General features: G+C 65.1%; 9 protein-coding genes and 1 pseudogene. 5 read left to right on the top strand and 5 right to left on the bottom strand.

Annotated features, from left to right (window positions below; genetic code table 11):
- Positions 1-69: 69 nt before the first annotated feature.
- The 3 genes and pseudogenes from ACFE99_RS05035 to ACFE99_RS05025 form a co-directional block, all read right to left on the bottom strand.
- Positions 70-894: a hypothetical protein gene (locus ACFE99_RS05035; protein ID WP_375482996.1), complete on the bottom strand. Its 825-nt coding sequence runs from the start codon at positions 892-894 to the stop codon at positions 70-72.
- A gap of 64 nt (positions 895-958) precedes the next feature.
- Positions 959-1,531 carry an XRE family transcriptional regulator gene (locus tag ACFE99_RS05030; RefSeq protein WP_375482994.1) on the bottom strand — a complete coding sequence of 191 codons (573 nt, stop codon included), beginning with the start codon at positions 1,529-1,531 and terminating at the stop codon, positions 959-961.
- Positions 1,532-1,599: 68 nt separating this feature from the next.
- A pseudogene (locus ACFE99_RS05025) lies at positions 1,600-1,989 on the bottom strand (HD domain-containing protein); the annotation flags it as partial.
- A gap of 106 nt (positions 1,990-2,095) precedes the next feature.
- Between ACFE99_RS05025 and ACFE99_RS05020 the strand changes: the two are divergent.
- Positions 2,096-2,446 (top strand): enoyl-CoA hydratase/isomerase family protein, encoded by a 351-nt coding sequence (locus ACFE99_RS05020; protein WP_375482992.1) that lies wholly within the window; start codon positions 2,096-2,098, stop codon positions 2,444-2,446.
- 2 nt (positions 2,447-2,448) lie between these two features.
- Here the strand turns inward: ACFE99_RS05020 and ACFE99_RS05015 are convergent, their stop codons facing one another.
- Positions 2,449-3,516: an amidohydrolase family protein gene (locus tag ACFE99_RS05015; RefSeq protein WP_375482990.1), complete on the bottom strand. Its 1,068-nt coding sequence runs from the start codon at positions 3,514-3,516 to the stop codon at positions 2,449-2,451.
- Between the two features lie 163 nt (positions 3,517-3,679).
- Here ACFE99_RS05015 and ACFE99_RS05010 point away from each other — a divergent pair, with 163 nt between their 5' ends.
- The 4 genes from ACFE99_RS05010 (at position 3,680) to ACFE99_RS04995 (ending at position 7,358) form a co-directional block, all read left to right on the top strand.
- Entirely contained in the window at positions 3,680-4,855 is a 1,176-nt protein-coding gene (locus ACFE99_RS05010; RefSeq protein ID WP_375482988.1) for a hypothetical protein, read from the top strand.
- A gap of 70 nt (positions 4,856-4,925) precedes the next feature.
- Positions 4,926-5,840: an alpha/beta fold hydrolase gene (locus tag ACFE99_RS05005; protein ID WP_375482986.1), complete on the top strand. Its 915-nt coding sequence runs from the start codon at positions 4,926-4,928 to the stop codon at positions 5,838-5,840.
- A gap of 16 nt (positions 5,841-5,856) precedes the next feature.
- A complete protein-coding gene (locus tag ACFE99_RS05000) occupies positions 5,857-6,069 on the top strand; it encodes a hypothetical protein (RefSeq protein WP_375482984.1) in 213 nt (70 codons plus the stop codon).
- A 5-nt stretch (positions 6,070-6,074) separates the two neighbouring features.
- Positions 6,075-7,358: an MFS transporter gene (locus ACFE99_RS04995; RefSeq protein WP_375482982.1), complete on the top strand. Its 1,284-nt coding sequence runs from the start codon at positions 6,075-6,077 to the stop codon at positions 7,356-7,358.
- On the opposite strand, the gene ACFE99_RS04990 is transcribed toward ACFE99_RS04995, so the two are convergent.
- A complete protein-coding gene (locus ACFE99_RS04990; RefSeq protein ID WP_375483002.1) occupies positions 7,351-8,625 on the bottom strand; it encodes a competence/damage-inducible protein A in 1,275 nt (424 codons plus the stop codon). The two genes, ACFE99_RS04995 and ACFE99_RS04990, sit on opposite strands and share 8 nt — an antisense overlap.
- Positions 8,626-8,643 lie beyond the last annotated feature (18 nt).

The following is an 8,643-nucleotide window of genomic DNA, read 5'->3' as shown; positions in this document are numbered from 1 at the left end:
GGAGCCGTCGGCTGGCGGCAGGATCCGGGAAAAGGAAGTGGCGACCGGCGTCGGTCAGCGTGCGACACCCTAGCGGTGCGCCCGCTGGAGCCGCGATTTGGCTTCCTTCACTAGTTGCGCGGTGTCGCGGCTGACCTGCTTAGCCTGGTGATAGGCGTTCTCGGCCGCGCTGAGCGCACGTTCGGCCTCACGAAGTCGGCTGAGGGCTTGGTCATGCCCCAACCGCGCCGCGGCGAGCTCGGCTTGCCGCTCGGACAACGCATCGTCGGCTTCTGCCCTGGCCCGCTCCGCTGCGATCACCGCTGCCCGCAGTTCCTCTCGCCGGTCCGCCTCGGGTTCCCGGCGACGCGCTTCCTCTTTGGCGGGCGGCGTCGACTTCTGCTGTGCTTTCTTCTTGTCGCGCCGATCGACGGTGACGAGTGGCGCTGCCTCGCCGAAGGCGCCGAAACCAGACCAGCTTTCCGCCTTGGCCAGCCGGCCCAGTTTCGCCGTCACGTCAGGGTCGGCGACAGCCGCCTGTAGCGTCGCGGTGACGTCGTCACGCACTGCGGCCGACGGGTTCTTCAGCCCGGCGGCCTCAAATGCCCTCCGGGCGAGCCCGTCGACGAGCTTGCGTTGCTCCGCCGACAACTCGCGGATGAGATCGCCGTCCATTGCGGCATGTGCGGCGCGCAGGCGATCGCCAAGGTCGGCGAGGCGCTGTTTGGCTTCCGGGTGACGAAGGGCGAGCCGATTGACCACCCACGCCGCGGTCGTTGGTTTGCGGTTAGCCGAGAGCCGTCTTGCGGCTGCGGTGTCGCCACGATTCTTTGCCGCCGAAGATAACTTAGTGCGCAAGGCCGTGAACCGGTCCGGTTCGACCCAGTAGAGTTCGTCGACCTCGTCGCCGGCCATAACGCCATGATCCGCTGCCACCAAACCGGGTGTTAGAGGGATGCGCCGATCGACGGCGGCGAACTCAAGTGGCTGCTGCTTCGGTCTCTTGGCCGGCGCCGTTCACGGCCAGCGATTCGTCCCACCCGTTCAACTGCGCCTCGCTAGGCTGGGGCTGCTCGAGATCGTCGGGCCCGGCTATCGCACGGAGGGTCGCGACAAGCTCCCGGATCTTCTCCGCCTCGGAGTCAGTTGGAGTTGCGCCGGCCTCCACGGCGTCGGGAAGGTCCGGCCGAAGCCCGAGACCGTTCGCTACCTCCAAAGCGGACAACTTGGCCCGAATGCGTGCGACATACAGCTGTTGGCCCAAACTCGATCCGGGTGCTGCCGCAGCGCGTGCCATCAGATCGTCGTAGCATCGGCGGACTTCGCTGAGTGCGACGATAACTGCTGACGTCGACCGGCTGTGGCGTGCTGCGTCGGTCAATGCCGCGCGCAGTTTACGAAGACCGGAAAGAACGATGTCGGCCCGCTTCTGGAACTTCTTGTCCTCCGGGAAGGGCAAAGAATCGATTGCTGCCCGGTACATATGCATCGCCGCTTCGGCGACATCGACAATCACTTGCGCTTCGCCATTGATCGGATCGAATTCGCCCATGGATCCTCGATTCCGTGGTGGTGTCGCTCAGCCGCCCGGCTCCCAGAAGTCCCGCTATCACTGTGATCGTCACGGCCGATACCGACCACGTCAGTCTCGACACCAGCTGTCACCAAAGCAATTTCGGGCTCAAGAAACTTGAGAATACCAGGGGTGGTGTGCAAGGCGATGCCGAGCCACACCTTGCGGGCGTTGGCTTCGTCGACACCGCGATCAAGCAGGAAGTCGCGTGCTGCATTGGCGCCGTCGACCTCGAAGCGCAGGGTCGACGTCCGGTAACGCTCGGTCAAGCCCAGGTCGTGGAACATCGCCCCGACGTACAGCAACTCAAGGTCGGGCTCCAATCCCCGACGACGGCCCTGTAGCGCACCGAAGAGAAAAATCCGCCGGGAATGGTGAAACAGCAAGTCATCTTCGGCCAGTGGGCTCGAGGCCAGTCTCGCGCCGTGGATCAACACCGCGGGCGTGACTGATCAGCCATATTTCCCACAGAAAGCGACAGAACCTGCCCGGGCAGATGCTTGACTGTCCTGGCAACAATCGACTGCAGAGTTGAAGGACGCGGTGAGTATCGACTACGTGCGCGACGCGCACATCGTCACGATCACAATCAACCGGCCCGAGACACGTAACTCGCTCGACATGGAGCATTTCCGCGACCTGGCTCACGCCTGGGCGGATTTTCGTGACGACCCCGACGCGTGGGTCGCCGTCATCACTGGCGTCGGACGCGACTTCTGCACCGGAGCCGATCTGAAGAAGTTCATCCCCGAATTGACCGGGCTGGCGCTCGACTTGCAAGCCGCCTACGACAACGAAACCCGGCACAGCGACCGCATCTTCGCCACCGAGGACGCCAAGGAAGGTCCGCGCGCCTTCGCCGAGAAGCGACCGGCGCAATGGCGTGCGCGCTGAGTTCAGTTGAGCCCGTAGAACCGCTGCGCGTTCAACCCGCCGATTTTCGCGCGCGCATCCTCGCTGATGTCGGTACGGGTACGAAGATACTTGGTGCTTTCCGGCCACTCGCCGTCCCAGTGCGGGTAGTCGCTGGCGAACATAATGAACTCCGCGCCCAGCACGTCGATGACCCCCGGGAGGATGGGTTCTTCGGGTTCACACGTCACCCAGATATTGCCGGCCTGCACGTATTCCTGAGGATCGCGCTGCCAGCCATGCTCGATCCAGTTCCCGCGCTTCTCGTAATGCTCGTGCAGTCGGTCGATGAAGAACGGCACCCAGCCCACGCCCGCCTCCAAAAACGCCACCCGCAGCCGCGGATGACGATCGAATACGCCTCCGGAAACCAGCGCGGTCATCGCCGTCATCTGGTCGAACGGGAAGCTGATGCAATGCACCTGGATGTAGTTGGTGAAGCGGTCTACGCCGATCTTCGGCAGATGGATACCGGGTGCGCCGTGAATCCCCAGCGGCATCTCCAGCTCTTCAGCGGCTGCGTAGAACGTGTCGAGGTCCGTGTGATCGAGGTTGCGCGTTTTGAGGGCGGGCGGCACGAGAGTCGCGACCAACCCGAGGTCCTTCGCCTCGCGCATGACGTCGATCGCCACCTGTCCGTGTTCGATCGGGGTCACGGCGACGCCGCGGAGGCGGCCCTTCGACGGCGCGCAGTAGTCCGCGATCCACTGGTTGTACAGCCGTGCGAACCCGGCGGCGAACTCCGGATCTTCCAGGCTGGGCGCGCATAGGCCCAGGCTGGGATACAGCACCATGGTGTCGATGTGATCGCGATCGGCGTCGGTGAGCACACCCTCCGTCGACCGGCAGTGGATGTCAGGGGCCTTGCTGATCCCATGCTCGGGCGGGCAACCGGCGCCGGGACCGCGGTCTTCGGGGTAATTGCGACCTTCGATCACCAACCTCGGCGTGCCGTCGTTGCTGGGATGGACATATTGCGGCCAGCGCTTGATCGCTTCCACCGCGAGCGAGGGGTTTTCGGCGACGTGTCCGTCGGCGTCGATGATTCGCATCGTGAGCCCTGTCGAGTTTCAGAGGTGCAAACGAGTATCTGCCAGTCGAAACACTAACGGGGTGATAAGCAGAAGTCAGCGAGCACAGTGAAATCGGGCTAGCCGCGACCTTAAGGACCCAGGGCAGGATGCCGAACCAGCAGCGACGGACGTCGGGGAACCCATGAGTTCCCGGGTCCTGGCATCGCTGGCGGTTGTGGCCGTGCTGGCCGCGGGCTGCACGGGCGGCGCCGGTTCGATCGGTGCACCGGCACGGTCCAGCACCGCAGGAAAGAACACGCCGGCGCTTGCGCCGCCGGCCACACCGCATCAACGATCGGCCCCACCCGACCGGCGCAACGTATACGCCGGCGCCACGCCCGGGACTTTTGCGCCCGGCGTGGCTTCCGACCGTCCGCTGGTGTATGTCCCGCACAACCGCTCCGGCGACGTGTGGGAGATCGACCCGGCAACCTACGAAGTGGTCGGCAAATACCCGGTGGGCCGCGAGATCCAGCACGTCGTGCCTGCACACAACATGCGCACCGTGTATGCCACCGACGACGTCGGCAACCAGATGCTGGCGCTTGACCCGCACACCGGACAGGCCGGTCGCACCATTCCGATCGTCGACCCCTACAACCTGTACTTCACCCCCGACGGCCGCTTCGCGATCTCGGTGGCCGAGCGGCTGCGTTCACTGGTCTGGTACGACCCGACGACCTGGCAGCTGCTCGACAAGACCCCGATCCCCGACTGCGCGGGCATCAACCACGCCGACTTCTCCGTCGACGGACACACAGCGGTGTTCAGCTGCGAATTCGCCGGGCGGGTGGCGGTGGTCGACATCAGTGCGCATCGGATGCTGCGTACGGTGGACATGCCGACACGCCACACCCACATGGGGCCGCAGGACATCCGGCTCGCCCCCGATGGCTCGGTCTACTACATCGCCGACTGCGACGCGGGTGGCGTGTGGGTACTCGACGGCGCTGCCAACCAAGTCCTGCGGTTCATCCCCACCGGCAAGGGTGCCCACGGGCTGTTTTTCTCCCGCGACGCCACCCGGCTCTTTGTCACCAACCGGTCTGATGGGTCGATCTCCGTGCTCGACGCCTACACCGGTGCATCGATCGCGCTGTGGCGCCTGCCCGGCGGCGGTAGCCCCGATATGGGCAACCTCACCGCCGACGGCACTCAGCTCTGGGTGTCCGGGCGCTACAACAACGTGGTCTACGTCGTGTCCACCACCGATGGAACGCTGCTGCACACGATCAAGGTCGGCAACGAACCACACGGGTTGACAGTTTGGCCGCAGCCGGGCCACTACTCGCTCGGCCACACCGGCATCACCCGCTGAGCGCCGCCCGCAGCCAACAACCACAGCAAAGTCGGCTCGAACGACGCCTCCTGCGTGAAACACTCTCGACATGGTTGTCGCAATTGCACGCCCCAAGCTGGAAGGCAACATCGCCGTCGGCGATGATCGCCAACTCGGATTCGCCGAGTTCGGCGACCCGCAGGGACGCGCCGTCTTCTGGCTGCACGGCACCCCGGGTGCGCGCCGGCAAATTCCGACCGAGGCCCGGGTCTACGCCCAGGACAACAGCATCCGGCTGATCGGCGTCGACCGACCCGGAATCGGATCATCCACGCCCTACCAGTACGACACCGTCGTCGCCTTCGCCGACGATCTGCGAACGATGGCGGACACGCTGGGGGTCGACAAGATGACGGTTGTCGGCCTGTCCGGCGGTGGACCTTACGCGCTCGGCTGCGGGGCGGCGATGCCCGAGCGTGTCGTGGCCGTCGGTGTGCTCGGTGGTGTCGCGCCGACGCGAGGCGCTGATGCTGTCCGGGGCGGAGTGATGACTCTCGGCATGCTGGTCGCACCGCTGCTCGAGCGGGTAGGTCTGCCAATCCGGTTGGCGGCCATCGCTTTGATCCGGATGATCAGACCGGTGGCACCAGTCGCGCTGCAACTGTACGCGCGGATTTCACCCGAAGCTGATCGACGCCTGCTGGTCCGCCCCGAGTTCAAAGCGATGTTCCTCGACGATCTGCTCAACGGCAGCCGCAAGCAGCTTGCCGCGCCGTTCGCCGACGTCGTGGTGTTCGCGCGTGACTGGGGATTCCGGCTCGAGCAGGTCAAGGTCCCCGTGCGGTGGTGGCACGGCGACCGCGACCACATCGTCCCGTTCGCGCACGGTCAACACGTCGTCAGCAGGCTGCCCGACGCGGAGTTGTACCACCTGCCCGGCGAAAGCCATCTCGCCGGCTTGGGCCGCGCCGAGGAGATTCTGCGCACGATGATGGAGGTCTGGGATCGTGCCGAACGAAAGTGATTCACGGCGTTCGATCTTGAGCACACTTCGGCTAGCCACCATCGCAACCGTTGTGCCGATCGCGTTTGCCGTCGGCGGCGGTCTCGCCCATGCCCAGGCGCCCTCGCCGGGTGACCCCTGCCCCACATTGCATGCGACCACCCAAGACGACAACGGCCGAACCATGTGGTGCAATCCGACGATGACCGGTAACCACAGCTTGGTGTGGCAGTACGGCGGACCAGCCTAGAAACCTTGACAGCCCCATCTCACGTCGGCCGAAGCCAGCGGCTCACCGCCGATCAGCGAAATTCGTTCATCGCCGCCCTTCTGGGCTGGACCATGGACGCGTTCGACTACTTCGTCGTCGTGCTGGTGTACGGCGACATCGCCAAGACTTTCCACCACAGCAAGACCGAAGTCGCGTTCATCACCACCGCCACGTTGATGATGCGGCCGGTGGGCGCCCTGGTGTTCGGGCTGTGGGCCGATCGGGTGGGTCGTCGGCTGCCGCTCATGGTGGATGTGACGTGCTATTCCGTGATTGGTTTCCTGTGCGCGTTCGCGCCGAATTTCACTGTGCTGGTGATCCTGCGGCTGCTCTACGGCATCGGGATGGGTGGTGAGTGGGGCCTGGGCGCTGCGCTGGCGATGGAGAAGATTCCCGCCGAGCGCCGCGGCTTTTTCTCCGGCGCGCTGCAGGAGGGCTATCTATACGGCTACCTGCTGGCGACTTTGGCCTCGCTGCTGGTGATGAACGTACTGGGACTGTCATGGCGCTGGCTGTTCGGGCTGAGCATCATCCCCGCCCTGATCAGCCTCGTCATCCGCTACCGGGTGACCGAGTCCGAGGTGTGGGAAACCGCGCAAGCTCGAATGAGACTGAGCCACACCAAGTTTCGCGACGTACTACGAGATGTCATGATGGTTCGCCTATTCACCTACTTGGTACTGTTGATGACCGCGTCCAATTGGATGAGCCACGGTACCCAAGACGTTTATCCGACGTTTCTGTCGGCGACGTCCAACGACGGAGCCGGGCTGGGCAGCGCGACGACCAAGTGGATCGTGGTGATCTACAGCATCGGCGGCATCCTGGGCGGAATGGTCTTCGGTACGCTTTCCCAGCTGCTCGGCCGCTGTCGCACCATCGCCTGGTGTGCGCTTCTCGGGTTGCCGATCGTCCCGCTCTTCGCCTACTCGCGCACTGCCGCGCTGTTGTGCCTGGGCTCGTTTTTGATGCAAGTCGTCGTGCAAGGGGCGTGGGGCGTCATTCCGGCGCACCTGACCGAGATGTCACCGGATGCCATCCGCGGCCTCTACCCCGGTGTGACGTACCAGCTGGGCAACCTGCTCGCGGCGTTCAATCTGCCGATACAAGAGCGGCTGGCCAGCTCCCACGGCTACCCGTTCGCGTTGGCCGCGACGATCGTGCCAGTGCTGATCGCGGTCGCATTGCTGTCGCTGACCGGCAAGGACGCCACTGGAATCCGCTTCGGCACCAAGCAAACCGCTTGTGCTACGACGGTGTTCAAGTAGGACCAGACAGTGCTCGGCGCAGCAGATGCAACGCCACAGTGGTCGCGCGCTCGCGAATATCGGCTCGGTTGCCGGGAAGCCGTAGCGTGCGGGTAAGCGTCGGGCCGTCAGCCAGCATCAGGCTGAAGCACACCGTCCCGACCGGCTTGTCCTGCGTGCCGCCGCCGGGCCCGGCGATTCCGGTGGTCGCGATCGCGGTGTCCGCATCGAACCGATGCAGTGCGCCCGCGGCCATCGCCTCGGCCACCGGCTCGGATACCGCCCCGTGCGCCTCGATCAGACTCGAATCCACGTCCAGCAGCGCGACTTTCGCCTCATTGGCATAGGCAACGACTCCGCCTGCGACGTACGACGACGAACCGGGCCGATCGGTCAATCGTGCCGCTATCAGCCCGGCGGTGCAGGACTCGGCCGTCGCGATTCGGCGCCCGGCCAGCAGCTGTGCCAGCTGGTCGTCGATGTTCGAGCCGCCCTCGGAGTAGATGTGATGCCCGTGGCGTTCTCGCAGCAACTCGACCAGCTGCTTGTACACGTCTGCCGCATCGGGTTCGTAGCGGGTGACCATTTCGATCTCGCCGCGCCGCAAGCAGGTGGTGATCTCGAGCGAGTCGAAGCCGCCGATGTCCTTCTCGGCTTCGCGCAGTGTCTCGGCCAGTCCCGACTCGGGCAGGCCGAACATCCGCACCGTCTCCTGCCGGTACGTTGTTCGGCCGGCGATCGCCTCCTGCACCGCGGGCAGCTGCACCGCGGTCCGCCACATCGGCTGCAGCTCGCGCGGTGGTCCCGGCAACACGACCACTGCCGGTTTACCGGGCACGACGACACCGGGTGCGGTTCCCACCGGGTCGATCACCTGTGCTCCGGCCGGGACCAAGGCCTGCTTGCGGTTGGCGGCGCGCACCGCGTCGAAGTCGAGGTCGGTGAACGTCGAACTCAAGGATTTGAGGATCGCTGCGATCTTCGCTTCGAGCTCGACGTCGAGCACCAGCTTTCGCCCGCAGAAGCGCGCCACGGTCTCAACGGTCATATCGTCGGCCGTCGGCCCCAGCCCGCCGCTGGTGATGATCAGGTCCACGCCCTGGTCGGCCATGAAGCGCAGCTGCGCCTCGATGTCGCTGCGCCGGTCACCGCAGATCGTGATGTGCGCAAGTTCGACACCGAGCTCCAGCAGCCGATCCGCGAGCCAGGGGCCGTTGCGGTCTTGGACCCGGCCCGTCAAAACCTCGGTTCCGGTGACGACGATGCCTGCGCGTGCGCTCACCGGTATGACATTACGCAGCTGCTG

The organism is uncultured Mycobacterium sp. (genome assembly GCF_964249325.1).
Classification (GTDB): Bacteria; Actinomycetota; Actinomycetes; order Mycobacteriales; family Mycobacteriaceae; genus Mycobacterium.
The sequence above is the reverse complement of the archived record's forward strand: the minus strand, read 5'-3'. Positions and strand labels throughout refer to the sequence as shown.

Bases quoted from the DNA above. Each gene is read 5' to 3' on its own strand.
- ACFE99_RS05035 (WP_375482996.1), bottom strand. From the start codon at position 894: ATGGCCGGCGACGAGGTCGACGAACTCTACTGGGTCGAACCGGACCGG.
- ACFE99_RS05030 (WP_375482994.1), bottom strand. From the start codon at position 1,531: ATGGGCGAATTCGATCCGATCAATGGCGAAGCGCAAGTGATTGTCGAT.
- ACFE99_RS05015 (WP_375482990.1), bottom strand. From the start codon at position 3,516: ATGCGAATCATCGACGCCGACGGACACGTCGCCGAAAACCCCTCGCTC.
- ACFE99_RS05010 (WP_375482988.1), top strand. From the start codon at position 3,680: ATGAGTTCCCGGGTCCTGGCATCGCTGGCGGTTGTGGCCGTGCTGGCC.
- ACFE99_RS05005 (WP_375482986.1), top strand. From the start codon at position 4,926: ATGGTTGTCGCAATTGCACGCCCCAAGCTGGAAGGCAACATCGCCGTC.